At 71.8% G+C, this 24,596-nt stretch carries 21 protein-coding genes and 1 pseudogene; 14 read left to right on the top strand and 8 right to left on the bottom strand.

The window, feature by feature from the left end:
• The first annotated feature begins 530 nt into the window (after nt 1-530).
• From D7V97_RS16270 to D7V97_RS16220, 11 genes are all read left to right on the top strand, one after another.
• Nucleotides 531-1,043 (top strand): OsmC family protein, encoded by a 513-nt coding sequence (locus D7V97_RS16270; protein WP_120611555.1) that lies wholly within the window; start codon nt 531-533, stop codon nt 1,041-1,043.
• Between the two features lie 90 nt (nt 1,044-1,133).
• A complete protein-coding gene (locus D7V97_RS16265) occupies nt 1,134-1,385 on the top strand; it encodes a hypothetical protein (RefSeq protein WP_120611554.1) in 252 nt (83 codons plus the stop codon).
• A 144-nt stretch (nt 1,386-1,529) separates the two neighbouring features.
• Nucleotides 1,530-3,656, top strand: a complete 2,127-nt coding sequence (locus D7V97_RS16260; protein WP_120611553.1) for a PAS domain-containing protein — start codon at nt 1,530-1,532, stop codon at nt 3,654-3,656.
• On the top strand, nt 3,653-4,993 hold the full coding sequence (locus D7V97_RS16255) for a sigma-54 dependent transcriptional regulator (RefSeq protein WP_120611552.1): 1,341 nt from the start codon (nt 3,653-3,655) through the stop codon (nt 4,991-4,993). Before D7V97_RS16260 ends, D7V97_RS16255 begins: the two co-directional genes overlap by 4 nt.
• 176 nt (nt 4,994-5,169) lie before the next feature.
• On the top strand, nt 5,170-5,583 hold the full coding sequence (locus D7V97_RS16250; RefSeq protein ID WP_158623374.1) for a response regulator transcription factor: 414 nt from the start codon (nt 5,170-5,172) through the stop codon (nt 5,581-5,583).
• A 321-nt stretch (nt 5,584-5,904) separates the two neighbouring features.
• Entirely contained in the window at nt 5,905-6,288 is a 384-nt protein-coding gene (locus D7V97_RS16245) for a response regulator (protein WP_199728831.1), read from the top strand.
• A gap of 19 nt (nt 6,289-6,307) precedes the next feature.
• Nucleotides 6,308-8,164, top strand: a complete 1,857-nt coding sequence (locus D7V97_RS16240) for an OmpA family protein (RefSeq protein WP_120611550.1) — start codon at nt 6,308-6,310, stop codon at nt 8,162-8,164.
• Nucleotides 8,161-9,342 carry a FecR domain-containing protein gene (locus D7V97_RS16235; RefSeq protein ID WP_233582872.1) on the top strand — a complete coding sequence of 394 codons (1,182 nt, stop codon included), beginning with the start codon at nt 8,161-8,163 and terminating at the stop codon, nt 9,340-9,342. The genes D7V97_RS16240 and D7V97_RS16235 overlap by 4 nt, the downstream gene beginning before the upstream one ends.
• A gap of 1 nt (nt 9,343) precedes the next feature.
• The gene (locus D7V97_RS16230) at nt 9,344-10,792 is read left to right on the top strand and encodes a CHASE2 domain-containing protein (RefSeq protein WP_120611549.1); all 1,449 of its coding nucleotides are present in this window, start codon (nt 9,344-9,346) and stop codon (nt 10,790-10,792) included.
• Nucleotides 10,793-10,901: 109 nt separating this feature from the next.
• Nucleotides 10,902-12,704 (top strand): GAF domain-containing protein, encoded by a 1,803-nt coding sequence (locus D7V97_RS16225; RefSeq protein WP_120611548.1) that lies wholly within the window; start codon nt 10,902-10,904, stop codon nt 12,702-12,704.
• A 115-nt stretch (nt 12,705-12,819) separates the two neighbouring features.
• Nucleotides 12,820-13,854, top strand: coding sequence for an LLM class flavin-dependent oxidoreductase (locus D7V97_RS16220; RefSeq protein WP_120611547.1), 1,035 nt, complete (start codon nt 12,820-12,822; stop codon nt 13,852-13,854).
• On the opposite strand, the gene D7V97_RS16215 is transcribed toward D7V97_RS16220, so the two are convergent.
• The 3 genes from D7V97_RS16215 to D7V97_RS16205 form a co-directional block, all read right to left on the bottom strand.
• Nucleotides 13,805-14,317, bottom strand: coding sequence for a DUF6232 family protein (locus tag D7V97_RS16215; RefSeq protein WP_147444828.1), 513 nt, complete (start codon nt 14,315-14,317; stop codon nt 13,805-13,807). The two genes, D7V97_RS16220 and D7V97_RS16215, sit on opposite strands and share 50 nt — an antisense overlap.
• Nucleotides 14,310-14,675, bottom strand: a complete 366-nt coding sequence (locus tag D7V97_RS16210; protein ID WP_120611545.1) for a DNA-binding response regulator — start codon at nt 14,673-14,675, stop codon at nt 14,310-14,312. Before D7V97_RS16210 ends, D7V97_RS16215 begins: the two co-directional genes overlap by 8 nt.
• 128 nt (nt 14,676-14,803) lie before the next feature.
• Nucleotides 14,804-16,201, bottom strand: coding sequence for a HAMP domain-containing sensor histidine kinase (locus D7V97_RS16205; RefSeq protein WP_158623373.1), 1,398 nt, complete (start codon nt 16,199-16,201; stop codon nt 14,804-14,806).
• A 196-nt stretch (nt 16,202-16,397) separates the two neighbouring features.
• On the opposite strand from D7V97_RS16205, the gene D7V97_RS16200 reads away from it, so the two are divergent.
• Together D7V97_RS16200 and D7V97_RS16195 are read left to right on the top strand one after the other, a co-directional pair.
• Nucleotides 16,398-17,288: a M48 family metallopeptidase gene (locus D7V97_RS16200; protein WP_158623372.1), complete on the top strand. Its 891-nt coding sequence runs from the start codon at nt 16,398-16,400 to the stop codon at nt 17,286-17,288.
• Nucleotides 17,289-17,372: 84 nt separating this feature from the next.
• Nucleotides 17,373-19,172 (top strand): SLC13 family permease, encoded by a 1,800-nt coding sequence (locus D7V97_RS16195; protein WP_120611542.1) that lies wholly within the window; start codon nt 17,373-17,375, stop codon nt 19,170-19,172.
• Nucleotides 19,173-19,252: 80 nt separating this feature from the next.
• On the opposite strand, the gene D7V97_RS16190 is transcribed toward D7V97_RS16195, so the two are convergent.
• The 3 genes from D7V97_RS16190 to D7V97_RS16180 all read right to left on the bottom strand — a co-directional run bounded on the left by D7V97_RS16190 (nt 19,253) and on the right by D7V97_RS16180 (nt 22,300).
• Nucleotides 19,253-20,335 carry a sensor histidine kinase KdpD gene (locus D7V97_RS16190; RefSeq protein ID WP_158623371.1) on the bottom strand — a complete coding sequence of 361 codons (1,083 nt, stop codon included), beginning with the start codon at nt 20,333-20,335 and terminating at the stop codon, nt 19,253-19,255.
• Between the two features lie 67 nt (nt 20,336-20,402).
• The gene (locus tag D7V97_RS16185; RefSeq protein WP_120611540.1) at nt 20,403-21,881 is read right to left on the bottom strand and encodes an ATPase domain-containing protein; all 1,479 of its coding nucleotides are present in this window, start codon (nt 21,879-21,881) and stop codon (nt 20,403-20,405) included.
• Nucleotides 21,878-22,300 (bottom strand): hypothetical protein, encoded by a 423-nt coding sequence (locus D7V97_RS16180; RefSeq protein WP_120611539.1) that lies wholly within the window; start codon nt 22,298-22,300, stop codon nt 21,878-21,880. Before D7V97_RS16180 ends, D7V97_RS16185 begins: the two co-directional genes overlap by 4 nt.
• Nucleotides 22,301-22,518: 218 nt before the next feature.
• On the opposite strand from D7V97_RS16180, the pseudogene D7V97_RS16175 reads away from it, so the two are divergent.
• A pseudogene (locus D7V97_RS16175) lies at nt 22,519-22,746 on the top strand (transposase); the annotation flags it as partial.
• Between the two features lie 214 nt (nt 22,747-22,960).
• Here the strand turns inward: D7V97_RS16175 and D7V97_RS16170 are convergent.
• Nucleotides 22,961-24,340, bottom strand: coding sequence for a sigma-54 dependent transcriptional regulator (locus D7V97_RS16170; protein WP_120611538.1), 1,380 nt, complete (start codon nt 24,338-24,340; stop codon nt 22,961-22,963).
• A partial coding sequence (locus D7V97_RS16165; RefSeq protein WP_147444827.1) for a sensor histidine kinase occupies nt 24,318-24,596 on the bottom strand: 279 nt, incomplete at its 5' end. The genes D7V97_RS16170 and D7V97_RS16165, both read right to left, overlap by 23 nt.

The raw sequence follows: 24,596 nt of genomic DNA, 5'->3' as shown, positions 1-24,596 counted from the left end.
GTGCCTGGATCAGTTGACTCGCATAGGCCTCGATCATGGGGTGCCTCACGTCATTCATGCAGCAGGAAGAGGATGCGCGTTCACGGTGCCCATGCGTCGTGGGCGCGCCCACCCGTGGGCAGGCGGCCCTCCAGACGCAGGGAGTGCCCCTCGCGCGGTGACGCCCGGGCCCGGCATGGGCCCCTGCTGGCCCCAGCTCCACCGTGCGCGGAGGTGCCGGCAGCCGCCAGCCCCCCCGGCAAAGCCATCCCGCTCGCGAACCCCGAATCCCGCCCCATTGCTTCGCGTCCATGCCACCTCCGTGTCAGGCCAAGAGGTGCTGGATGTGAAGCAAAGGCCGCGGCGGCGATATCACCCCCAAGGGCCGTTCGTGCCTGTCCGCATCCCGGGCCAGGGCGCGTGTGGTCCCGCGATCACAACCCTACCTGGGAGGACCCGCCCTGAAGGGCAAGACGTCGCGACTTGCGAAGCATTGGCGCGGCACGCGTGTTGAAGCGCCATCGCGAAACGCCTTTGCCGGGGGACGTCCCATGACTTCCGTTTCCATCACCGAGTACGAAACGCGCCTCTACTGGCAGGGGGAGCGGGGCGCGGTGCTGACGAGCGACCGTGCGCCTTCCGTGCCGATTGGCCTTCCGCTGAGCGCGCCACACGGTGCGCCGGATGGCCGATGGGCGCCCGAAGCGCTGCTGGTGGGCGCGGTGGAGGGCCGCACCCTGCACGCCTTCCTCGACGGCGCGAGAGAGGTCGGGGTGGGCGTGCTCTTCTACCAGAGCACCGCGATGGCCCGGCTGGTGAGCGGCGGCCCGACGGGCACCGCCCAATTCACCGACCTCATCGTCCGGCCCCACGTCGCGGTGGGCAGCGCGCGCGAGGCCGAACAGGCGCGCGCGCTCTTCGCGGAGCTGCCGGAGCGTTGCTTTCCCGGCTCCGTGCTGCACCTCACCCCGCGCATCGAGCCGGTGGTGGAGGTGTGGGCCGCGCGACAGCGCACCAGCGCGCCCCCTGAGTCCGACGCCTTCGCCCCCGCACCTGGCGGGTAGCGGCGGCAGTCGTTCACTAGCGCGCAGACGCACCGGGAGGGGGCGTGCGCCCGGTGCCCTGGCGGGGCGGCATGCGCAGAGTGAAGTCACATGCCAACGAATCCCCAGACGAATCCACCGACGAAGCCCGTGACGGAGCCGGAGCCGAAACCCGCGCCGGAGATCGAGCCGCCCCGCCGGCAGGTGCCGGAGCAGGATCCGCCGCCGGGAGAGCCGCGGCGCCGCGAGCCGCCCGCGCCCCAGCAGGATCCTGAGATCACCCCGGGCATCCAGGAGCCCCCGGCCCATGATCCGAACCGCCCCGGGCCCCCGGACATCATCGCGGGCCCGGCCGTCGTCTAGGGGAGCTTCCCCCCGTGGCCGCGCGACAGCGCCAGGGGTCTGGAGCAGGCAGGGACCTTCGTTCAAGGCCCGCCCGGCCCGCCGCGGGTGACGATGCAAGTGCATGAAAGGGATCGTAGAGTTCCCGCGCGCTCCCCGCGCGCCATGCCCCCACTGACTCCGTCGCAATGGCTGCTCCGAACCGCCGGGTTCGCCCTGGCGTGCGCCGCGCTCATGGGCGCGGCCGCGGGCGCGACGGGCACCTGGGCACCTGGTCCCCGCATCGCCCTGTTCGCGGGAGGCGCGTTCCTGCTCGCGGCCGCCGGCGCGGGGGTGGCACTGCGCGCGCAGTCCCGGACGCGCGCCGAGTGCACCCGCGCGCTCCAGCAGGCGGACGACGCCCGGGCCCTGCGCGACGCGGTGATGGACATCACGCCGGTGGGGTTCGCCTTCTTCGACCGCGACCTCCAGTACGTGCACGTCAACGGCGCGCTCGCCGCGATGAATGGCCTGCCGGTGAACGCGCACCTGGGCCGCCACGTCGCGGAGGTGCTGCCCGCGCTGGGCACCCAGCTGGCGTCCCGGCTCGCCCGCGCCCTCACGACGGACACCCCGTTGCAGGACGTCAGCCTCCAGGTGGAGACCCCCGCCGCCCCGGGCGAGACGCGCTTCTGGTTCGGGAGCTACTCGCGCGTGCGCGGCGCGGGCGGTGAGGTGCTGGGCGTCATCGCGTCCCTGTCGGAGGTCACCGAGCGGATGCGCGCCGAGCAGTCCCTCCAGGAGCACGAGGGACGCCTGGACGTGCTCACCCGCTCGCTGCCGGACTATCTGTGGGGAGGGAAGCTGCGGGGCGGCGTGTTGCGTGACTTCTACTGCACGCCCGTCATCGAGCGCACCACGGGCTACCCGCCGAGCGCCTTCACCCGCGCGGGGGCGGAGGGCACGCCCGCGCCGCTGTGGGCGGAGATGATCCACCCGGGGGACCGGGCCCGCTACCAGGAGTGCATCGAAGGGTTGGCGCCGGGCGCGGAGGCGGAGGTGGAGCACCGCATCATCTGCGCCGATGGCCGCGTCCGCTGGGTGCGAAGCCGCGCCGCCGCCTCCGGGCTGGACGCGCAGGGCGCCGTGCACCTGGGCTGCGTCGTCACCGACGTCACCGACCGGCGCCTCGCGGATGATCTGCGCCAGCGCCTGCACGACAGCTTCCGCCGCTCCGCGACCGAGTGGCGCCGCACCTTCGACGCCGTGTCCTCGCCGCTGGCGGTGCTGAGCGCGGACGGCACCATCCAACGCCTCAACGGCGCCGCCCGCGCGCTCTTCCACGAAGCGGATCCGACGGGCCAGCCCCTGTCCTCCACGGACGGGGCGCCCCCCTGGTCCAGCGCGCTGCCCCTGGTGGAGGAGCTGCGCCGGACGCATGGCAGCGCCCACCGGCAGGTGCATGACGCCGCGTCCGGGCGCACCTGGGAGCTGGGCGCCGCGTGGGTGGACGAGGCCGGCAGCGAGGACCCGCGCATCATCCTGGTGGGCACGGAGATCACCCGGCTGCTGGAGCTGCAGGCGCACGTGCGACGCAGCGAGACGATGGCCGCGATGGGCGCCATCGTCGCGGGCGTGGCCCACGAGGTGCGCAACCCCCTGTTCTCCATCTCCGCGGTGGTGGACGCGGTGGAGGCCACCTTCGGCACGCGGCCCGAGTTGCAGCCCTATCTGGACGTGCTGCGCGGCGAGGTACGCCGGCTCACCCACCTGACCCAGGAGCTGTTCGAGTACGGCCGCCCCACCCGGGGCGAGTGGACCGAGGGCGCGGTGCCTCCCGTGGTGGCGGAGGCCCTGTCGTCGTGCGAGCTGGCCTGTGACAAGGCGGCGGTGAAGCTCGCGCGGGAGTGGCCGGAGGGGCTGCCGCCGGTGCGCATGGATTCGCGGCGGCTGTTCCATGTCTTCCGCAACGTGGTGGAGAACGCCGTGCAGCATTCGCCCCCAGGGGCTACGGTGCGGGTCACCGCGCAGGCGGTGGAGGAAGCGGGCCGCACCTGGGTGCGGTGTACCGTGCACGATGGGGGGCCCGGGTTCCGGGGAGAAGACCTGCCCCATGTCTTCGAGCCGTTCTTCAGCAAGCGCCGGGGGGGCACCGGCCTGGGGCTGTCCATCGTCCAGCGCATCCTGGAGGAGCATCAGGGGCGCATCCGCCTGTCCAACCATCCTGACGGAGGCGCCGAGGTGACCATCCTGCTGCCCGCCCTTTCCCCGGCCGCCCTCCCCGGCCCTTCGCCGCAAACACTCGTGTCATGACCCGCACCCGCATCCTGCTCGTGGACGACGAGCCCGGCGTCCGCCTGGGCATGAAGGGCTACCTCACCCAGCACGGGTTCGACGTGGACGAGGCCACCAGCGTTGCCGAGGCGCAGGAGGGCTTCCGCTCCCACCGCCCCGACGTGGCCGTCATCGACTACCGCCTGCCCGACGGCACCGCGATGGAGCTGCTGCCCAGGCTCAAGGAGATCGACGCGGCGGTGCCGCTGGTGGTGCTCACCGGCCATGGCTCCATCGAGCTGGCGGTGCAGGCCGTGAAGGAGGGCGCGGAGCAGTTCCTCACCAAGCCGGTGGAGCTGGCGGTGCTCAAGGTCGTGCTGGAGCGGCTGGTGGCCCAGCGCCGCGAGCGGCAGCGACACGCGGCGGATCGCTCACGCACGGAGCGCTCGCGGGTGGATCCGTTCCTGGGCACCAGCGCGGCCATCCAGGCCCTGCGCGACCAGGCGGAGCGGATCCGCGACAGCGACAGTCCGGTGCTCATCACCGGTGAGACGGGCAGCGGCAAGAGCGTGCTCGCGCGCTGGCTGCATGAGGGCGGCGCTCGCAAGGAGGCGCCCTTCGTGGACCTCAACTGCGCCGCGCTGTCCAAGGACCTGCTGGACTCGGAGCTGTTCGGCCATGAGAAGGGCGCCTTCACCAGCGCGGTGGCCGCCAAGCAGGGCCTGCTGGAGGTGGCGGACCGGGGCACCCTTTTCCTGGATGAGATTGGCGACATGGACGTCGCCGTCCAGCCCAAGCTGCTCAAGGTGCTGGAGGAGAAGCGCTTCCGGCGCCTGGGCGACGTGAAGGACCGGCGCGTGGACGTGCGCCTCGTGGCCGCCACGCACCAGGACCTGTCCCTGGCCGCGCGGGAGAAGCGCTTCCGCAGCGACCTGTACTTCCGCATCAGCACCCTCATCCTCCACGTGCCCGCCCTGCGCGAGCGCGCCGACGACGTGCCGGTGCTCGCGCGCCACTTCCTCGCGGAGATGGGCGGTGCGCGTGGCCGGGGCCAGGTGGGCCTGGAGCCCGACGCGGAGAAGGCCCTGATGACCTACGGCTGGCCGGGCAACATCCGCGAGTTGCGCAACGTGCTGGAGCGCGCGGTGCTCCTGTCCGGCGCCAGCCGCCTGTCCCGGGGCGACCTGCGCTTCGAGCCCGCCCCCCAGGACGAGCCCCTGGGAGGCGACCTCACGCTGGAGGAGCTGGAGCGCCGCCACATCGAACGGGTGATGGCCCGCGAGGGTGGCCACGTGGAGCGCGCGGCGACGAAGCTGGGCATCTCCCGCAGCTCGCTCTACGCGAAGCTCAAGGGCTGGCAGCACCGCGGCTCCTGACCGACGCACGGCGCCTGCTTGGAGGGCGTGGGCTTCCGTTTCCGGATTCTGGAGCCTGTTCCAGAAGCTGGAATCCTCCGGGGCCTTGTGTCCGCCCCTGCCCCGCCAATCCCGCGCATTGACAGGGATTGGCGCGATCCGGGGGGCATGGCACACCCGCTGCAATGTGTTGCAGCATGCACGGGAAAATCCTCCTCCTCGATTCGAAGCCCCCGGTTCGTGGGGCGACGGCGCGTCACCTGACCGCCGCGGGCTTCACCGTCCTCACCGCTCGCACGGATGCGCAGGCGCGAAGCCTGCTGGACACGAACCTCTTCGACGCGGTCCTCATTGATCATCCCTTTGGCCGGACTGGGATGGATGAAGGGCTGACGTTCGCCCGCGAGCTGCGCCAGCAGGACTCGCAGGTCCCCATCCTGTTGATGACGGCCCTGCCCCTGGACGAGGTGCGGCACCTGGCGTGGGCGAGCGGTGTCACCAAGCTGCTGCCCAAGCCGCAGCTGATGCCAGTGCTGCTGCTGCACCTGTCCGCGCTCATCCCCGGCGCGGCCAACGAGGAGCAGCCGGACGCGGTCCTGATGCGGGAGTGATTCACCGGAAAGAGGGGGATGCTGTCTCCTCCTTCCGTCAGTGCCGCTTCACCGCAGGTGTCTTTCCGCCCCGAACCGCCCGTGGACAACGCGCCTGCGCTGGCGACGTTCGACCTGGGCCGCGACGGGGCCTCCGTCCCGCTCCGTGTGCCGCGATGCCGTTGGCTACGGGCTGCCTCAGGCGATCCGGATTCCGGAAATTGGATCCGGAACCTGGACAAAACCCAACCTGTCGCCGGGGCTCATTCCGCAAGTGGCCGAAAGAAGGGGGGTGTCTCCCTCGTCCGCACGCTGGCCCTGGCCTTGCTCTTGCGGACCTCCGTGCCCCGGAACCTGCTGATCATCGATGACGAGACGGTGCTGTGCTGGATCCTGGGCCGCTTCTTCTCGAGCGCGGGGTACGAGGTCGACTCCGCCACGGACCTGACCGAGGCGCTGGAGCGGGTGACACATGGTCGGTACGACCTGGTCATCAGCGACCTGCGCCTGAGCGGTACGCAGTCCGAGGAAGGTCTCCTCATCGCCGAGCGCCTGCGTGCGACCGCCCCCGCCACGCGCATGGTGCTGATGACGGCGTTCGCCACCCCGGAGCTGGGCCAGCGCGCCCGCGAGCTGGGGGTGGACCTGGTGCTAAGCAAGCCCCAGTCCCTGCCGGCCCTGGCCGAGCACGTCTCACAGTTGCTGTCGCCCGCTGAAACCCGCTGACGCCGTACCGAAGGTCTCCATGTCCCGCACCTCCGACGCCCCCTACGCGACCTTCAGGGAATCCCACCACTCCATGCGCGGCTGGGGGCTGCTGGCCGTGCCGTTCCTCGGACTGCGCCGCCGGGTCCGCCTGGGCCAGGGGCTCGCGATGGTGGCGGCGGTAGGCCTGGGGCTCGGGGCCGTATCGCGGGCGGAGGCCCAGGTCACGGTGTCGCAGGGCATCGACGTGCAGCAGTACAAGCCGGGGCCGGGCGCATACGACGTGCTCGGGCTGAACAGCGCTCGCGTCGCGCCGCACCTGACGTGGAACCTGGGTGCGTCGCTCAACCACGCGCAGTATCCGCTCAACGTCTACGACCCGCGCGAGGACGCGTTCATCTACCGCATCGTGGAGCGGCAGCTCTCGCTGGACCTGATGGGCGCGGTGTCCCTCTTCGACCGGCTGGAGGTGGGCGTGGTGCTGCCGGTGACGACCACCGGCTCACAGCCCGCGGGCCCCGTGTCGGAGCAGTTCGTGAACGGCGTGGGCACGACGGGCGTGGGCGACCTGCGCGTGGTGCCGAAACTCGCGCTCCTGTCGCGGGGCGCGCTGAATCTCGCGGTGCTGGCACCCTTCACCCTGCCCACGGCGGGCGGTGAGCACTTCGTGGGAGCGGGCGGGCCTACGTTCCAGCCGCGTGTGGCCGGTGAGTGGGCCACGTCGTCGCTGCGGCTCCTCGCCAACGTGGGCGTCAACCTGCGCAAGACCGAGCAGCTGCGCAACCTGCGCGTGGGCAACGAGCTTGCCTTCGGCATGGGCGCGGAGGTGCCGCTCACGCAGGCGCTGTCCGCCGAGGCCACGCTCGCGGGCGCGGTGGGCCTGAAGGAGTCCAACGAGGAGGAGTTCCCCCTGGAGATCCTGGGCGCGGTGAAGTACCGCTTCGCCAACGGGCTCGCCGCGCACGTGGGCGCGGGCCCGGGCCTGACGCTCGGCTACGGCACGCCCGCGTTCCGCATCCTCGCGGGCCTCCACTTCACGCCGGGAGGCCCGAAGCCCCAGGCGGCCCCCACTTGCGCGCAGGGCCCGGAGGACTTCGACGGCTTCCAGGATGAAGACGGCTGTCTCGACCCGGACGACGACCGCGACGGCCTGCCCGATGTGCAGGACACCTGCCCCACGGAGCCGGAGACGGTGAACGGCTATCACGACGACGACGGCTGCCCGGACACGGTGCCGGAAGCGACGCCGGCCGGTGCCACGCCCGCGCCTGCACTCTCGCTGCCGCCCGCACCCGCGGACCTGGACAACGATGGCCTCCCGGACACGGAGGACCGCTGCGCGGCGGCGCCGGAGGACGTGGACGGCTTCGAGGACGCGGACGGATGCCCGGAGCCGGACAACGACCGGGACGGCATCGCGGACGCGGCGGACCAGTGCCCGCTGGAGGCGGAGGTCATCAACGGCGAGAAGGACGACGACGGGTGCCCGGACAAGGGCGAGTCGAAGGTGCGCCTGGAAGGCTCGCGCATCGTCATCCTGGACAAGGTGTACTTCGCCACCGGCGAGGACGTCATCCTGCCGAAGTCCTTCGTGCTGTTGCAGCAGGTGATCGCCATCCTGCGGACGCACCCGGAGCTGGAGCGGGTGCGCGTGGAGGGCCACACGGACAGCCAGGGTGTCGACGCGAAGAACCTGGACCTGTCGCAGCGGCGCGCGAACAACGTACGCGCCTGGCTGGTGAAGGGCGGCATCGAGGACGCGCGCCTGGAGGCCGCGGGCTACGGTGAGACGCAGCCGGTGGACACCAACGCCACGTCACACGGCCGGGAGAACAACCGCCGCGTGGAGTTCAACATCCTGAAGACCGCCGGCTCGGCGGAAGGAGTGACGCCGTGAGGGGAAGCACCACCCCACTGCTGCTGACCCTGACGCTGCTGACGTCGCCCGTCGTGGGTTTCGCGGAGGAGGCAGACGGCCCCTGCGGCGGGCTGACGTTCGACCACGGGCGGCTGACGACGGGCCGGCCCCTGGCGCCTGGCGGCCCCCAGACGGAGGCCTGCCTGCGCGAGGTGGTGGAAGCGGTGAAGGCCCGCCCCGCCATCCGGAGCCTCACCGTGGCCGCGAAGCTGCCGGACGCGGAGCGGCTGGAGGGCAAGGGGCTGGCGGTGGCGAAGGCGGCCGCGGAGGTGCTGGTGGGCGCCGGCCTCCCCCGCACCCGGGTGTCCTTCGTCGCGCCCCCAGGCGTCCCCAACACACCGGGCCAGTTGCAGCTTGCCTACGTGGAGCGGCCCACGCAGCCGGCGGTGGCGCGGATCCGCAAGGCCAGCGGATCGGTGTCCGTAGGGCCCGACGAAGCGGAGCTGAAGCCGCGTGCGGTGGGTGACTCGCTGTACGCGGGCGACCTCGTGGTGACGGGCCGCGATGGCCGAGCGGAGCTGTTGCTCGCGGACGGCAGCGGCGTGCACCTGTCTCCCGGGAGCGCGGTGCGCCTGGGCCTGCTGGAGCTGACGGCCGAGCGTCAGCGCAAGGTGCTGCTGGAGCTGGTGCGCGGCACGGTGGAGACGGAGGCGGCGCCCGGCGGCGCGGGCTCCGTGTTCGAGGTGCGCACGCGCGGCGCGGTGGCCGGGGTGCGAGGCACGCGCTTCCGCGTGGTGCAGCAGGAGGACGGCACGAGCCGCGTGGAGACGCTGGAGGGCAAGGTGGCCCTGGGCGTGGAGGAGCGGGGCTCGGTGGACGTGGGCGCGGGCCAGGGCTCGCGGGCGAAGCCGGCCCAGGCTCCGGAGGCCCCGCGCGCCCTGCTGACGGCGCCGGTGCTGGAGCAGCCGCGCGGCGGCGTGTACCCCAAGGCGCCCGCCTTCGTGTGGAAGGCCGTGCCCGGGGCGAAGGCGTACCGGGTGGAGGTGGCGACCTCCGCGGACTTCGCGGGCGACGTGAAGGTCCAGGAGTCGGCGACGCCGGGCCTCGACGGGACGGCCCTGGGTGCGGGCAAATGGTTCTGGCGGGTGCTGGCGGTGGACGCGGATGGCTTCGTAGGCTTCCCTTCGAAGATCTTCAGCTTCGACGTTCCGGGATGAGATGACGCCGCCTGCCCGTGGTCCCCTGCCCCTGCTGTCCTCCCCCGCCGTGCTGCGGGGGTTGGGCGCTGGCGTGGGGCTGCTGCTCGCGGTGGTCACGGTGGTGACGGGCGGCGCGCCGGGCCCGGGCGAGCGCGCCCTGTATGACCTCACGGTGAGCCGGCTCCTGCCCCCACTGCCCACCGTCGAGGACCTGGTCCTGGTGGAAGTCGACGACCGCACGCTCGCGATGCTGGGTGAGCGCTGGCCGCTGTCGCGCGCCACCTGGGCCCGGGCCTTCCACGCGCTGGAGGCGCACCACCCTGCCGCGGTGGTGGTGGACGTCCTCTTCGATCAACCGGAGTCCCGAGACGCGCTGGACCTGGGCGAGGACGTGCTCGAGCGGCTGCGCACGTCGGGGCTCGCGGACACGGCCGAGGGCGCGAAGCTGGCCACGGACCTGGAGGCGCGGCTGCACGCCAGTGACGGGGACGCGCGGCTCGCGGAGGCCTTCTCCGGACTGGGCAAGGTCGTGCTGGGCAGCATGGCGCTGTCGGACCACGACGGCGCGCCTCCCGGTGATGGGGATTCCCTGGCCCCGGTGGCCCTGCCCTCGGAAGCGCTGCGTTTGAAGGCGAAGGGGCTGACCCTGAACCTGGCGCCGCTGCGGCTGACGGCCTGGGGCAGTGGGACGCTGAACGTGCTGGTGGACGCGGACGGCGTCATCCGCCGCTACCCCTACGCGGTGGAGGTGGGCGGGCGCGCGTGGCCCTCGCTCGCGCTGGCGACCGCGCTGCGCCTGTGGCCGGAGCAGTCGGAGGCACTGCTGCGCGTGGCGGCCACCGATGACGCCGCGCCCCTGATGCGGCTGCCCTCGCCGGACTGGCTGCCGCGCGTGAGCCTGGGGGACGTGCTGTCCGCGGGGTCGTCGTCCGTGGGGTTGGATCTGGCGCTGCGGGAGAAGACCGTCTTCGTGGGCGTCACCGCCACCGGGCTGCATGGCCAGAGCACCCTGCCCGGCCAGCTCGCGGTGCCGGGCGTGGAGATCCACGCGTTCGCGCTGGACAACCTGCGCTCCGGCCAGGTGTTGCGCTCCACGGGGTGGGCCGCGCTCACGGGCGTGCTGGAGACCGCGGTGCTGCTGGCCGTTCTGCTGTGGCGGCGCGGGCGTGCGCGGACCCTCGGCGCGGTGGTGGGCCAGGCCGCGCTGCTGCTCGTCGCGCACACCGCCTTCGTGGGCTGGCTGCTGGTGGAGCCCGGCTGGGTGGTGCCCTTCCTGCCCGGAGCCCTCGGGCTCGTGCTGGTGACGCTCGCGGAGTCCGTCGCGCGCACCGAGGACCTCCAGCGTCAGCGCGACTCCCTCAAGCGCCTGTTCGGCCGCTTCCCCTTTGGATCCGCCGCGCCCGCATCCACCTCGCCGGAGGAGGGAGCCGGATCACCGCCCTCCAAGCCGGGCCGCCCCCAGGGCTAGCAGCCAGCCGCCACGCCTTCGCGCAGCGACTTCCTGGCCCGGGGGTCTCCCAGAGGAGCGCCGCCGTTACACACGGCGGGGAAAGGCATGGCACCATGAACCGCAAGCCATGGCCCGTTACGCCCTCATCGCGGAACCCGACCCCCACCGTGCCGCGAGCCTGCTCGCGCTCGCGGCCCAGGAAGGCCTGGAGGGCACGGTGGCGCGGGACGGGGCGGAGGCCCAGGAGCAGGTGCGGCAGCGCGGAGCCCCGACGCTGCTGGTGACGGACCTGGCGCTGCCGAGGGTGGACGGGTTCGCGCTGCTCGCGTGGCTGCGGGGACGCTCGGACGCGGCTGGCACGGCGGTGGTGGTGGTGACGGCCTTCGACGAGCTGCGCGTGCGCGCGTGGCAGCTCAAGGACGCGCTGGGCATCCACGCGCTCCTGAGCCGGCGCGCGGGGCCGGAGGCGATGCGCGACGGCGTGCGGCGCGCGCTCGCGGGACAGCTCGCGGGCGGCGGCCTGCCGGAGACCCCCGTCGAGGACGAGCGGCGGCGGTTGCAGCGCATCGAAGAGCTGAAGCTGGTGGATCCAGGACCGCCCGACGCGCGCTTGCAGGAGCTGGTCTCCGAGGTGGCGCAGGCCTTCGGGGTGCCCGCCGCGCTGCTGACGCTGGTGCTGGGTGACCGGCAGTGGTTCAAGGCCCACGTGGGCCTGCGGGGCGCGCTCGCGCGGGACCGGGGCACGCCGCGCGACTGGGCCTTCTGCCACCACGTGGTGCAGGGCCGCGAGGCCATGGTGATTCCGGACGCCACGCGCCACCCGGTGTTCCGCGACAACCCGCTCGTGCGCGACGGCATCGTCGGCAGCTACGCGGGCGCGCCGCTCATCACCGCGGGCGGTGACGTGCTGGGCTCGCTGTGCGTCATCGACACGCGGCCGTTGATGCTGGGCGCGGAGGACCTCGCGGCGCTGCGGGAGCTGGCGGGCCGCGTGGCGGAGAGCCTGGAGCTCACCACGACGAAGAACCGGATCCGCTCCTTCGCGCCGCCCGGCAGCGGCCCGTCGGAGCCGGTGCCCACCGCGGCGACCGCCCTGGCGCTCGTGCGTGAAGCGGTGCGCGCCCTGGACGTGCCGGTGTTGGTGGTGGCCCCGGGCCGCAAGCCCTACGCCGCCAACGCGGCGCTGGCGGAGCTGCTGGGGCTGCCCGAGGAGCGCCTGTCGGGCATGGCCTTCGACTCGCTGTGCCAGCACGTCGCGAGCCTGACCCCGGACCCCGGCGGCACGCTCCGGCAGCTGGATCTGGCGGCGGAGGCGTCGCGCGGGCTGCACCTGACGCTCACGTTGGAGCGGCCCCGGCCGCGCGTGGTGCGCTGGGTGGCGCGCCCCTTCGTGGTGCCGGGCGGTGTCGCGCAGCTGCTGTCGCTGATGGACCTGCGCGTCGGCGGCGACCCGAAGGCCGAGCGCGAGGGCCTGCTGCGCCAGGACCCGCTGACGGGCCTGGACACCCGGCGCGTGGGCGAGGAGCGGGTCTTCAAGGAGATTGGCCGGTGCCGCCGGGAGGGGCTGCCCTTCAGCCTGGTGCTGGTGGATCTGGTGGGGCTGGGCGCGCTGAACCGCACGCGCGGCTTCGACGCCGGGGACGGGGCGCTGCGGGAGCTGGCCCGGCACGCGGACGGGCTGTGTCCCCCACCGGGGTTCGCGGTGCGCTGGACGGGCGACACGCTCCTGCTCGCGCTGCCCGGCGCGGACGCGGTGGGCGCGGAGGCCGTGCGCCAGCAGTTCCACGACACGCCCGGAGCCCCCGAGCGCGTGTCCGTCGCGGTGACGGTGCAGGGTGAGGAGGATCCGCACGGCACGCTGGCCCGCGCCTGGGCCGCGCTCGCCCGCGCGAAGCCGGACCGGGGTCCGGGCGGCGCCGGGCCCGTCTGAGCGCGGGGCCCCTGCCCGCCAGGCCGCTTCCGAAAGGCCGGATGCGTCAATGGCGTGAAAAACCAGGAGCAACCGGCTATCGAAGGGGACTTCCTTGCGTTCAGGGGCTCCGACGATGATTCCCTTCTCCGTACTCGACCTCTCCCCCGTCATCGCCGGGGGTGACCCGGGGCTGGCCCTCCGCTGCACCCTGGACCTGGCCCGCCACGCGGAGGCCTGGGGCTACCAGCGCTACTGGCTGGCGGAGCACCACAACATGACGGGCATCGCGAGCGCGGCCACGGCCGTGGTCATCGGCCACGTCGCGGGGGGCACGTCCAAGATCCGCGTAGGCGCGGGCGGCGTCATGCTGCCCAACCACGCGCCGCTCGTCATCGCCGAGCAGTTCGGCACCCTGGAGACGCTCTACCCCGGCCGTATCGACCTGGGGCTGGGCCGCGCGCCCGGGACCGACCAGCGCACTGCCGCCGCCCTGCGCCGCACACTGATGGGCTCCGCGGACACCTTCCCGCAGGACGTGGCGGAGCTGCAGGGCTACTTCCGGGACCCCGTGCCGGGCCAGGCCGTGCGCGCGGTGCCGGGCGCGGGCCTCCACGTCCCCCTCTGGCTCCTGGGCTCCAGCACCTTCAGCGCCCAGCTGGCCGCGGCCATGGGCCTGCCGTTCGCGTTCGCGTCGCACTTCGCGCCCGCGCAGCTGATGAGCGCGCTGCGGCTGTACCGCAGCCAGTTCCGCCCGTCGGACGTGCTCCAGAAGCCGTACGCGATGATTGGCGTCAACGTCTTCGCCGCGGACACGGACGCGGAGGCACAGCGCCTCTTCACCTCGCTGCTCCAGGCCTTCCTCAACCTGCGCCGGGGCCGCCCGGGCCCGCTGCAGCCGCCGGTGGACAGCCTGGACGGTCAGATCAACGAGATGGAGCTGGCGGAGATCGACCACATGCTGGCGTGCACCGTGGTGGGCTCACCCGACACGGTGCGCGAGGGCCTCCAGTCGCTCATCGCCCAGACGGGCGCCGACGAGCTGATGGTCACCGCGCAGATCCACGACCATGCCGCGCGGCTGCGCTCCTTCGAGCTCGTCGCCCAGGTGCGCGACAGCCTCACGCAGGGCGACGCGCCTGCCGCACCGTCCCAGCAAGCCGCGCGATGAGCTGGGCGTCGCGGCTGCCGAAGACGCGCCGCGCGCCCCCCGGCAGGCCCAGCACCAGGTAGTGGGTGTCCTCCACCAGCAGCACCGCGGCGATGGAGCAGAACAGGCCCACGGCGGTGAGGACGAGCCCCGCCTCATAGGCGCCCCGCATCGCCGTCACGGTGACGGACAGCCAGGACAGGAGCGGCAGTCCCACCGCGCCGCCCAGCCCCACCGCCAGCAGCCACGGCCACAGCTTCGGCGTGCGCCGCACCGTCTCCACCTGGCGCACGTCGCTGAGCGCCCAGGCCCGGCCGCCCACCACCAGCCGTTCGGGGGTGACGCGGACCTGGCCCGCCTGGAAGAGGGGGCGCTCGCCGGGCTCCACCGGCTCCGGCAATGACACGGGCACGGGGCGGCGCTCCACTTCACGCAAGGGGGCGACGGAGTGCAGGACGGTGACGACGGCCATTGGTTCACCCATGGGTGGTCTCCAACGAGGGAAATTGCGTGCGCAGCAGGGTGCGAAGCTCTTCGAGCGGACGGCCCAGGGCGAAACATGCCCGGGCCCCCTGACACAGGGCGCGCGACACCAGGCGCTCGTCCGCGAAGGGCAGGAGGACGAGGATGGGCACTGCGGCGGCGCACGCCCGCGCGCGCGTCAGGATGGGGAGGATGGCCTCGCCGCGCTCCACGTGGGCGAGCACCAGGTCCGGCCGCGCCGCGTCCGCCACGTCCAGGAACAGGGCGATGCCCAGGTCGCCCAGCACGTCGGCCAGCAACGATGCCAGGGACTCATCCGCCCCGAGCAGCAAGGCCCGGGTTGTGCGCAGGGACGCCACGTCCCCACACCACAGCAACGTCCATGCCGGAACCACCGTCCCCGGGGGCCGACGGGTGATCGCCAGTGGACCCTGGCAATCCGCCAGGACGCCGTGGCGGATTGCCAGACTGGGCCAGGCGCGCGCCGCTAGTGTTGGAGAACGGACCCTGAAGCAGCGCGTGACGCGTCCGTGACCGTCTCCCACGGCGAGCCCGCGCGCGGCAGCTCGAACCAGAACGTGCTGCCCCGGCCCCGCTCGGAGATGACGCCCACGCGCCCCCCGTGCCCTTCCGCGAGCTTCTTGACGGTCGCGAGCCCCAACCCGAGCCCCTCCGCGACGCTCCCGTGCGCGCGGAAGTACGGTTCGAACAACGAGGGCAGGTTCTCCGGGGCGATGCCCGGGCCCGTGTCGCGGATGTCCGTGCGGATCATCGCGCCCTCCTCCGTCACCTGGACGGTGATGCGCCGGGTGGGCGTGTCGCCCATGTACTTGATGGCGTTGCGGACCAGGTTTCCCAGCAGGCTCAGGTAGACGCCGGGGCTGCACGCGACCAGGACGGGCGGCACGGGCTCGCAGCTCAGCTCGATGTCGGCCTGCTCCGCTTCCGCCGCGAAGCCGCCCAGCAGGTCCGCAATCACCGCCCGGGGTTCCGCCCGCGCCCCCGGATCCGGCCTCGCGCCAGAGCGGGCGAAGTCGAGGAGCGCGCCCGTGATGGCGTCCGCTCGCGACAGGCTCCGGATGATGCGCCGGAGGGGCTCGCGAGAGGTGTCGTCCGGACTCTTCCGCACGGCGAGCTCGGCGGCCATGCGGGCCGAGGACAGCGGGTTGCGGATGTCATGGGCGACGCGCCCCGCGAACTGCTCCAGCTCCTCGGCGCGGGCTTCGAGGAACTTCGTGTGCGCGTCGACAAGCGCACGCCGCGCCTGGAGTTCGCGGTGGAGCAGCCGCGCCACGACGACGGCCAGGATGCCGCAGATCACGTTGAGGCCCGTCGCCAGCAACACGGTCCTCCGGCGGGTCTCCCGGATGCGCTCCGCCAGCTCGCGCCCGCGGACCGCGTTGTATTCAATGGCGCGCGTGACGTCCTCCAGCAGGCGCCGACCCGGTGGTTCAATCTGCTCGTCGAACAGCCCCCCCGCACCGGCCCGCGGGTCCGACTCCGTCACGGTGCGCGCGCGCGTGACGGCGTTGTCGAAGCCCAGCCACGACTCCTGGATGTCCATCCGCACCGACTCTTCGCCGGGGAAGGCCGTCAGCGCCATGTACCCGCTCATGCCCCGCCGGGCACGGGCCAGGGCCGCGTCCAGGTCCCGGCCCAGCTCCGGCCGGAGCTGGGGCTCGTTGATGAACCGCGCGAGCAGCAGCTCGACCTCGAGCACGGACCTGCGGACGAGCGCCAGGTGTTCGATGCTCGGCGCCGAGTTGTAGATGATGTCCTCGGACAGCCCGCCCACCGCCGCGGAGGAGCGCTGCACGATGAAGGTGGTCGCGAAGAAGCTCCCGACGACGGCGGCGAAGGCGACGACGAGCATCTTCCAGGACACGTCGGTCCTGCGTGGCGGCGACGAAGGCATCTACTTGCGATGGGCCTGCCCCTCGCGCGCGTCAAGCCACCCGGGCCCGGAAGCAGCCTTGAAGCAGCCCTGCGCCCGGTCGGCTGGGATGAGGCACGCCGCGCGCGGTGTTGACTCCTGAGTGCCGTCGTCGTCCCACCGTCCACCGCCAGGAAGGAGCATGCCCATGTGGATCCCCTCCGCCATCGCTTCGTTCACGGCCTCGCTGCTGGGGCTGATGCTCACCCTGGAAGGCCTGCACGGCGTGTCCGCCCTCATGGCGCTGGCCGGGTTCGGGCGCTGGCTCTACACGCGCATGGACGCCTTCGTGCTGCGCCGCCATGGCGCGCGCCGGCTCCACTTCGAGGAGGCGCCCCGGCTCCACACGTTGCTGGCCCACCTCAGCATCGCCGCGAAGGTCCCGCGCCCCCGCCTCTATGTGATGCGGCGCGAGCAGCCGGATGCCTTCTCGCTTGGCGCGGGCCCCCGGGCCGCCCACCTCGTCCTCACGAGCGCCGCGCTCGACGAGCTCGATGAGGCGGAGCTCTGCGCCCTGGTCGCGCACGAGCTCGCGCACATCGCGAAGGGCCACACGCGCCGGGCCACGCTCGTCGCCGCGCTGGTCGCGATGACGGTGCGGGGCGCGAAGTGCCCCGAGTGGGTCGCCAGGATGGTGCGGCGGGTGGGGACTCCGCCCGAGCGGGACTTCGTCGCCGACCGCGCCGCCGCCAGGCTCCTGGGGGATGCGCACGACCTCGCCGCGCTGCTGGCCCGGTTGCGGGAGCGCGGGCCTTCACGGCGCTCCGACGTGGGCCTCCCCTTCACCGTGCCCGCCGTGGAGGGGATCCTCGACGAACGCATCCATCGGCTCCGGAGCGTGGCGGCCGAGCAGCACGCGCGGCGGGCGAAGGCCATCCTCCGCCGCTCCCACCCCCGGGGTTCCCGCTTCCACCCGCGCGTGGAAGCACCCCGGCGCCGAACGTGGGTCCAGCCCTGGAGGGGGAAGCGGATCACGCGCCTGGACGGTGGCTCGCGCTCGGGGCCCCGGAACAGTCCGCGGACGCCCGGCAGGGCCTGAGCAGACGGGCATCCGCCTGACGCGTCGCCGGGGGCGGGGGCCCGCTGCATTGCTCCCACCCCAGCCTCCCCCCACCTTCCAGCCATGGTTGTGGCACTCGCGCTGGGCGTGGTGGTGGTCGCCATCGTCCTGCTCTCCATCGACCGCATCCCCACGGAGGTGAGCTCGCTCGCCATCGTCGTGCTGCTGGTGCTGAGCGGGCTGCTGACGCCGCGGGAGGCCCTCTCCGGGTTCTCCAGCGAGACGGCCATCTTCATCTTCGCGCTCCTGGCGCTGACGCAGGGGCTCAGCACGACGGGGGTGATGCAGCTCGTGGGACGGCGGCTGCTGTTCCTCGCGCGGTTCAGCTCCCAGGCCTTCATCGTCATGCTGCTGGTGGCCGTCTGCGCCTTCTCCTCCGTGGCGTCGAACACGGCGGTGACGGCGGCGTTCCTCCCCGTCGCGACGGCCTCGGTCGCGCGGACGAAGGTGTCCTCGCGCAGGCTGCTGATGCCCCTGGCGTTCGCCTCGATGCTGGGGGGAACCATCTTCCTGTTCGGCACGTCCACCAACCTCGTCGTCAGCGCGGCGATGGAGCAATGGGGGCTCGAACGCCTTGGCTTCACCGAGCTCACGCCGGTGGGGCTCCCGCTCGCCATCATCGGGGTCGGCGTGACGCTGGTGCTCATGCGGTGGCTGCTGCCCGCGCGTGAAGGCGAGCAGGCCGCGGGCGCGCTGCCCCAGCGGGAGTACGTGACGGAGGCGGTGCTCACACCGGGCTCGCGGCTCATCGGGAAGGAGCTTCGCTACGTCACCGAAGGGCTGGGAGTTCCGGTGCGCGGCGTCGTGCGCGAGGGGGTCATGCGGCCTCCCGACCCCCGGGAGCTGTTGGAGGCCCGGGAGCACCTCATCATCGCCGGCAGCCTGGACGACATCCTGCGGGTGAAGGACCTGCGCAGCATCGGCCTCAGCGCCGACCTCCGGATCCCCGAGGACCCCCGCCAATCCCACACCCTCACGGAGGTGTCGGTGCCGCCGACGTCGGCGCTGGCCGGCAGGTCCCTGCGGGACATCCGCTTCGCGGAGCGCTACGGGCTCGTGGCCATGGCCATCCACCGCCACCCCACGCTTCAGGGCTCGCACCACCACCTGAACCTGATGGGGAGCCTCGCGGGTGGGGATGCCCTGAAGAACATCTCCCTGTCGGTGGGCGACCTGCTGCTCGTGGGAGGACCGGAGCGGCGGGTCCAGGAGCTCGCGCGGGACGAGGAGCTGACCGTGCTGGGCAGCGTCGAATACCAGCGCCCGCGCTACCGGCGCGCCCTGCTCGCCGTGCTCATCTTCGTGGGCACCGTCCTCGTCGCGGGGCTGCGCATCACCTCGCCCGCCATCGCGGGGCTGGCCGGGATGTTGGCGATGATCGCGACAGGCTGTGTCGACACCCGCACGGCCTTCCGCGTGGACTGGCGGGTCGTCATCCTGATCGGCGCGCTGCTGGCCCTGGGACAGGCGGTGGAGAAGAGCGGCGCGGGAGAGGTCCTGGCGCGGGCCGTGCTTCCGCTGGCGGGCGTCATCGGGCCACGCGGGGTGCTCTGCGTGATCATGATCGTCACCGTCCTGCTCTCCATCCCCATGAGCAACCAGGCAGCGGCGCTGATCATGCTGCCCGTGGGGATCCACGCCGCGATGGACATGGGGCTCGACCCACGGGCCTTCGCCGTGGGGATCTGCCTGGCCGCGTCGTGCTCGTTCCTCACGCCCCTGGAGCCGTCCGCCGCGCTCGTGTACGGCCCCGGGCGCTACCGCTTCGTCGACTTCCTGCGGGTGGGCACACCGCTCACCGTGCTGATGCTCGTGCTGCTGACGTTCGCGGTGCCGCTCGTCTGGCCCTTCACGCGCAGCTGAGGCCCCCGGTATCCGTCCGGCGAACGCCGTGCACGATGGGCCCGCGCCCGCGGACGCTGTCCGCGCTGGAGCCTACAGGATCAAGACGTGCCAGCGCCGGGAGGACGGCGTGGCAGGCGCACCACGAAGGTTGTCGTGCCGTCAGCGGAGTGCCCCTCGAGCGTGCCGCCGTGCGAGAGCACGATCTGGTGGGCGATGTAGAGGCCGAGGCCGAGATTCCCGCTCGCCGACTTCTCGTGATGGCGCGCTCGGCGGAACGGCTCGAAGATGAACGGGAGGACGTCCGCGGGAATGGGCTCGCCCTGGTTGCTGATCTCGACGACGACGGCCGCTCCGTCGGAGCGTGCCTTGATGACCACGCCCGTCCCAGGCGTGGCGTACTGGATGGCGTTGCCCGTGAGGTTGGAGAAGACTTCCGCCAGACGATCCGCGTCCCAGGCGCCTGTCACGTCGCCTTCGACCTCCAGTTGAAGGGTCGCCTCGAACTCCTCGACGACGCGTTGGCAGATCTCACGCAGGTCGGCCGGCTTCGGTTCGATCAACAACCCTCCACCAAGACGCGCTCGCGTGAGGTCGAGCAGCTGGGTGATCATCCGGCTCATGCGTTGGCCACTGCGGATGATGCGCGCGGCCATCTCCGCGTCGTGCGTGTCGAGATGTCCGCGCCGAAGCAGCGACGCGGCGGCCATGGCGATCGACGCCAGCGGGTTGCGCAGGTCGTGCCCGAGGATGCCAATGAACATCTCCCGGAACTCGGCCACCGTGCGCAGCTCGCGCTCGCTCTTCTCCGCGCGCTCCTTGGCCGCGTCCGCCAAGTCCGCCAGCTCTTGCGCCTGAATCGTTGCGCCGACCATCCGCTCGTTCGCTTCGCGCTGGTCGACGAACACCGTATCGGAGTGAGAGCGCTCGCCGCTCAGATCCTTGTCGGTGGACTCGCGTTCGACCGCCAGGAGCTTGCGCCTCCCCTCATCGCGGTCGTCGGACTTGTTCCGTTCGACGCGCAGGCTCTTGTCGGTCTGGTCGCGTTTCGGGTAGCTGGGGTGGAGCACGCCCTCGGCGGCGGAATACGCCAGACGCGCGAGCACGTCGGTCGGCGGGCCGAGCACGGACAGGCAGCGGATCGTCTCGTCGTCCAGCTCGACGGTGATGCTTTGCTTTGTCATGACTCGCCCCTTGTGCACGCGCATGTACCCGTTTAGCGCCAGGAGGGCGCTTCCAGTTCCTGCTTCGTCATCCGCCTCCTCTGTCCTCGCCGCTCGGAGTGCCTGTAAGCAGGCCCTTGAACCCCTTGAGCGCCCGGCCCACGGCGATCCCGCCGTCCGACGAGATCTCGTACTCCCTCAGGTCCTTGCTGTGCTGGCTGGAGCGCACCTTGACGACCGCCATTGCCCGCTTGAGCTGCCCGTCGAGCTCGACGTAGCGCTGGATGATGATGGCGTCCGTCAAGAACGCGATGCCCTGGGGGCTGAACCGAAGATCGTTGTAGGAGTCGGCCATCTCCACCGTCGCCAGGACCGTGACGCCGAGCCCTGCCAGCGCTCCCATCATCCGGTACAGTGACTCGCGAAAGTCCTCTCGGAACGTGGGCGCGAGCGCCAGCTCCAGACCGGACAGCGAGTCGATCACCGCCCGCTTGGCGCCCAGGCGCTTCACGGCATTCTGAATCTCCAGCAAGGTCTCGTCGATCGAGAGATCCAACGGGCGCAGGTAGAGGACTTCCAACCGCTTCTCGCGGACCAGCTTCTCGAATTCCTGCCCGCGCGGCGTGGTCTGGAGATAGTCGTTGGGCCGCTTCTCGAAGATGGCCACGATCCCGTTCTCGCCGCGCGAGGCTCCCTCGACGATGAATTGATTGGAGAGCACCGTCTTGCCCGAACCCGAAGGCCCGGCGATGAGCGTGGAGTACCCGCTCGGAATGCCACCCCCCAACATCTCGTCGAGGCTTGGCACTCCGGTCGAGAGGCGATGTTCGAGCGGGTGCCTGGCGATGAGCTCCGCCGGCTTGAGAAGTCGGGGGAAGACGCTGTAGCCCGCGCCCGTGATGCGGGCCGTGTGCAGGCCGGGGATCTGCCCCTGGCCCCGCATCTTCATCACCTGCAGCTTGCGCACGACGGAGTTGCGATCGATGGCCTGGAAGAGCCAGATAAGCCCGTCGGCCACCGTGAACACCGCGCTGTCATGCTCGCCGTCCGCATACTCCCCGATGAGGAAGGTGGTGGCCTCGTAGCTGGTGAGCGTCAGCGCCAGGCGCTGCATGAAGTCCGACAGCTCACGCTCGCCGCCTGGCCCGGTGGCGAGCGTGCTTCGCATGATGGCCCGAAAGGAGTCCACGACGACGATGCTCGGAGCCGACTTCTCGATCTCCTGCACGATGGCTTCCAGCACCTTCCCCATCCCTCCCTCGAGCGCCTGCTGGCCGAGGTGGATGAAGCGAACCGTGCCGTCGCCCACCTTGGCGGCGTCGAAGAAGTCGTACTGTTGCTGATAGCGAAGCATCTTGATGGGAGGCTCGCCGATGATGCTGAAGTACACCGCCCTCCGCTCGGGGCTCGCGTTCGCGAACGCGATCTGATGCGCCATCGTCGTCTTGCCGCAGCCTGGGCCGCCGCCGATCAGGTTGAAGGAGAATTCCGGAATCCCGCCGCCCAAGACTTCATCGAGCCCCGGCACCCCGGTGCTCAGCTTGCGAATCGGAACGCTGTCGCTCATTCGTTTGTCTCCCAGGGTGCCGCCCCTTCGAGTGTCGGCCAGGCGCTGCGGAGTACCTGGTTCGTCAGTCGCTCTCCGATAAAGGTCGTGAGGAGCGCGAAGAAGGTTGCAAACAGCATCGCGGCCGACTCCATGGTGACGGCGGGATCCTTGGCCAGCAGCCGCTCGCGCAGCTTCGTCGAGCCTTCGAGGCTGGAGACCTCGGCGAAGCACTCGAAATCGCCTTTCGCCAGCTTTGCGCTCCTCATGAACAACAGCTGGACGCCGATGGAGCCCACCAGGGGCGCCATGTGCGCATCGATCTTGTCGTAGACACGGCTGGCGGCCGTCGTCGCAGGCTCGCCCGCGCTGCCGGCCGCACCCTCGTGCGCCAGCAATCGCCGGGCCCGCTCCAGCTGCGCCGGGTTCGGGCGGGTCACGGTTCCGCCGCGATCATGGAGTTTCGCGAGGCTCCGTCCTGCTCGACATCGAGCGGGGATTCGGCACCCCGCGGCTTCTCATCCAGCGTGCGCACCATGGCTCTCTTCCTCGACCCTGTGCGTGGGCCGTCAATGACGTCTTCAAGTCGGCTGGGCAGAGGGGAGAACGGGCGTGAGCAGCCAGGGCGATCCCAGCCGGAGCTCAGGGCCCTCTTACCATGGTCACGCCTCCGCCCCGGCCCAAGACGAAGCCAGGCCGCCCTCGGGCAGACAACCGGGCTGCGCTGAAGGCCATCGTCTTCGTGCTGAGGAGCGGCATCCCATGGGAGATGCTGCCTCGAAAGCAGTTCGGCCTGTCGGGCATGACGGCCTGGCGCAGGTTGGAGGAATGGACCCGCGCTGGCGTGTGGGAACAGCTCCAGGCGCGGCTCTTGGACGAGTTGGGCCTGCGTCAAGCACCGAACAAGCGAGACGCATGTGCAGCAGGCATAGGTCTGCTTAAGACCACTCAGGACTTTCGCGACAATAATAGACGTAAGCGGATTGAAGTCCTGTGGCGAGGCCACCACAGGAGAGAGTCATATGCGTTGGACTTCAAGCCAGGGGGACTGATCGGCACACCTCCTGCGTGTGCTATCGATTCAGGGGAACAGCCTGTCGTTACCGCTCCCGCTCGCGGCGGTGGATGGTGGACACGTCGATGCCCAGCAGCTCCGCGGCGCGCGTCTTGTTGCCGCCGCAGTGCTGCACCATCCAGTGGATGTACTCGCCTTCCAGCCGGCGCAGGGGCCACACGCCCTCTTGGGCCAGGGCGAGCGGATGCGGCTCCGGCTCCGCCACCGGCACGTGCGGCCGCAGGTCCTCCAGCTCCACCGTCTCCCGGGGCACGAGCACCACCAGTCGCTCCACCAGGTTCTCCAATTCGCGCACGTTGCCCGGCCAGGGCATGGCGCCCAGCGCGGCCACCACCTCCGGGGACAGCACCGTCACGCGGGAGCGCGGGTTGCGCGCCCGGGAGCGCGCGGTGAAGTGCTCCACCAGTTGCGGGATGTCCTCCCGCCGCTCCTTGAGGGACGGCACCCGCAGCGTGACGACGTTGAGCCGGTAGAAGAGGTCCGCGCGGAAGCGGCCTTCGCGCACGCGCGCTTCCAGATCCTGGTGCGTCGCCGCCACCACGCGCACGTCCACCGTGCGGTGCGCGTCCGAGCCCACCGCGCGGACCTCGCCGTCCTCCAGGATGCGCAACAGTCGCGCCTGGAGCTCCGTGGGCATGTCGCCAATCTCGTCGAGGAAGAGCGTGCCGCCGTGCGCCTCCACGAACAGGCCGCGCCGCACCGACGTGGCTCCGGTGAAGGCGCCCTTCACGTGGCCGAACAGCTCGCTCTCCAGCAGCGGCCCCGGCAGCGCGGTGCAGTTGACGGCCACGAAGGGACCGGGCGCGCGCGGGCCCTCGAAGTGCAGCGCGCGGGCCACCAGCTCCTTGCCGCTGCCGCTCTCGCCCCGCAGCAGCACCGGGGCCGCCGCGTGCGCCACCCGGTCCACGAGTTCGTACAGCCCGCGCATGGGGGCGCTGCGTCCCACCATCGCGCCCAGCCCGGAGCGCTCCTGCGAGGCCTGCTTCAGCGCCCGATGCTCCGCGCGCAGCCGGCGGTCCTCCAGCGCGCGGCCCAGGTACAGCCGCACCTCATCCAACCGGAAGGGCTTGGTGAAGTAGTGGTACGCGCCCCGGCGCATCGCCTCCACCGCGCTCTCCACGCCGCCGAAAGCCGTCATCAGCAGCACCGGCAGCTCCGGATCCACCGCGCGCGCGGCGTCCAGCACGTCCAGCCCATCCACTTGCTCCATGCGCAGGTCGCTCAGCACCGCGTCGTACACGCGCGAGCGCAGGAGCGTCACCGCCTCCTGTCCGCCCGTGGCCAGGTCCACCGTCCAGCCCGCGTCGGCCAGCGGCTCCTGGAGCATGCGCCCCATCTCCACGTGGTCATCGACGACCAGCACCCGTGCGTCGATACGTGTGTCAGACGGCTTGTCGCTCGGCATTGCGTTCCTCTGGCACGGGCCGGGCCACGGGCCACAGCACGGTGACGCGCGTGCCCTGCCCCGGCGTGCTCTCCAGTTCCACCCGCCCCCCGTGGTTGCGCACCACGTGGGCCACCATCGTCAGCCCCAGCCCCGTGCCCTGCCCGCGCTTCTTCGTGGTGAAGAAGGGGTCGAACACCTGGTTGAGGCGCTCCTTCGGAATCCCACACCCGTCATCGCGCACGGTGAGGGCCACGAGCCCCCAGGCCCCCTCCTC

The sequence above is a fragment of the Corallococcus sp. CA053C genome (genome assembly GCF_003611675.1).
Taxonomy (GTDB): domain Bacteria; phylum Myxococcota; class Myxococcia; order Myxococcales; family Myxococcaceae; genus Corallococcus.
The sequence above is the reverse complement of the archived record's forward strand: the minus strand, read 5'-3'. Positions and strand labels throughout refer to the sequence as shown.

Excerpts from the sequence above, each read along its gene's own strand:
- D7V97_RS16195 (WP_120611542.1), top strand. The coding sequence starts at position 17,373 with ATGGTTGTGGCACTCGCGCTGGGCGTGGTGGTGGTCGCCATCGTCCTG.
- D7V97_RS16255 (WP_120611552.1), top strand. The coding sequence starts at position 3,653 with ATGACCCGCACCCGCATCCTGCTCGTGGACGACGAGCCCGGCGTCCGC.
- D7V97_RS16230 (WP_120611549.1), top strand. The coding sequence starts at position 9,344 with ATGACGCCGCCTGCCCGTGGTCCCCTGCCCCTGCTGTCCTCCCCCGCC.
- D7V97_RS16250 (WP_158623374.1), top strand. The coding sequence starts at position 5,170 with ATGCACGGGAAAATCCTCCTCCTCGATTCGAAGCCCCCGGTTCGTGGG.
- D7V97_RS16225 (WP_120611548.1), top strand. The coding sequence starts at position 10,902 with ATGGCCCGTTACGCCCTCATCGCGGAACCCGACCCCCACCGTGCCGCG.
- D7V97_RS16265 (WP_120611554.1), top strand. The coding sequence starts at position 1,134 with ATGCCAACGAATCCCCAGACGAATCCACCGACGAAGCCCGTGACGGAG.
- D7V97_RS16220 (WP_120611547.1), top strand. The coding sequence starts at position 12,820 with ATGATTCCCTTCTCCGTACTCGACCTCTCCCCCGTCATCGCCGGGGGT.
- D7V97_RS16170 (WP_120611538.1), bottom strand. The coding sequence starts at position 24,340 with ATGCCGAGCGACAAGCCGTCTGACACACGTATCGACGCACGGGTGCTG.
- D7V97_RS16240 (WP_120611550.1), top strand. The coding sequence starts at position 6,308 with ATGTCCCGCACCTCCGACGCCCCCTACGCGACCTTCAGGGAATCCCAC.
- D7V97_RS16190 (WP_158623371.1), bottom strand. The coding sequence starts at position 20,335 with ATGACAAAGCAAAGCATCACCGTCGAGCTGGACGACGAGACGATCCGC.
- D7V97_RS16260 (WP_120611553.1), top strand. The coding sequence starts at position 1,530 with ATGCCCCCACTGACTCCGTCGCAATGGCTGCTCCGAACCGCCGGGTTC.
- D7V97_RS16270 (WP_120611555.1), top strand. The coding sequence starts at position 531 with ATGACTTCCGTTTCCATCACCGAGTACGAAACGCGCCTCTACTGGCAG.
- D7V97_RS16185 (WP_120611540.1), bottom strand. The coding sequence starts at position 21,881 with ATGAGCGACAGCGTTCCGATTCGCAAGCTGAGCACCGGGGTGCCGGGG.
- D7V97_RS16200 (WP_158623372.1), top strand. The coding sequence starts at position 16,398 with ATGTGGATCCCCTCCGCCATCGCTTCGTTCACGGCCTCGCTGCTGGGG.
- D7V97_RS16215 (WP_147444828.1), bottom strand. The coding sequence starts at position 14,317 with ATGGGTGAACCAATGGCCGTCGTCACCGTCCTGCACTCCGTCGCCCCC.